The organism is Streptomyces africanus, from assembly GCF_002150735.1.
Classification (GTDB): Bacteria; Actinomycetota; Actinomycetes; order Streptomycetales; family Streptomycetaceae; genus Streptomyces; species Streptomyces africanus.
This window is the reverse complement of record NZ_MUKA01000634.1, coordinates 1-865: the sequence shown is the minus strand read 5'-3', so window position 1 is coordinate 865 and position 865 is coordinate 1. Positions and strand designations below refer to the sequence as shown.

The window sequence follows — 865 nt, the reverse complement described above, 5'->3', positions numbered from 1 at the left end:
GCCGGAGCCGGAGCCGGAGCTGGAACCGGAGCCGGAGTCCGAGGACGACGACGAGGAGCTCGACGACTTCGACGCCGGGGCGCTGCTCGACGAGGAGCCGCGGCTGTCGTTCCGGTAGAAGCCGGAGCCCTTGAAGACAATGCCGACCGCCGAGAACACCTTCTTCAGGCGGCCCTTGCAGCTGGGGCACTCGGTGAGGGCGTCGTCGGTGAACTTCTGCACCGCCTCGAGGCCCTCGCCGCACTCGGTGCACTGGTACTGGTAGGTGGGCACTGTCTTCCTCCTGGCACTCTCACTCGATGAGTGCTAACGACGATCCATCTTGACGTATTCCGGCCGTTCAGTCCACTGCCACCGGCACGCGGTGACCCACGCCACGCGCGACGGTGCGGCCCTGAGCACGTCCCGCCAGCCGGGAACGCAGGGCCAGAAGGGTCGCCAGGGCGAGCACGGTGCCGCCCATCGGCACCAGGAAACCGGCGCCGTCCCGGAAGCGGTCCTCCAACTGTCCGGCGACCGTGACGGCGGCCGCCTGGCCGAGCGCCACCGCGCCCGTCAGCCAGGTNNCGAGTGCGCGGCCCACAGGCCCGACGCGGTGAGCGCGAGCGCCGTGTAGCCGGCGACGAGGCGCCGCTGCGGGGCCGCCTTCCAGGCGATCGCGCCGCAGACGACACCGGAGAGCATGTTGCCCGCGGCGAAGACCCCGTAGAGGACGCCGTTGAGGCCTGGTTCGCCGATCGACTCGGTGAACGCGGCCAGCGAGACCTGCATCCCGCCGAAGACGGACCCGATGCCCAGGAAGGTCACGATCAGCACGCGCACCCCGGGGATCCGCAGCGCGGAAGCGTGCTCCACGCGCGCGTGG

Annotated in this window: 1 protein-coding gene and 1 pseudogene; both read right to left on the bottom strand. The window is 70.9% G+C overall.

Going from position 1 to position 865, the window contains the following annotated elements; all coding sequences use genetic code 11:
* Positions 1 to 273: FmdB family zinc ribbon protein (locus tag CCL05_RS42915; RefSeq protein WP_086565882.1), on the bottom strand; the 273-nt coding region annotated here is incomplete at its 3' end.
* Positions 274 to 340: 67 nt separating this feature from the next.
* Positions 341 to 865, bottom strand: a pseudogene (locus CCL05_RS42910) (MFS transporter); the annotation flags it as partial.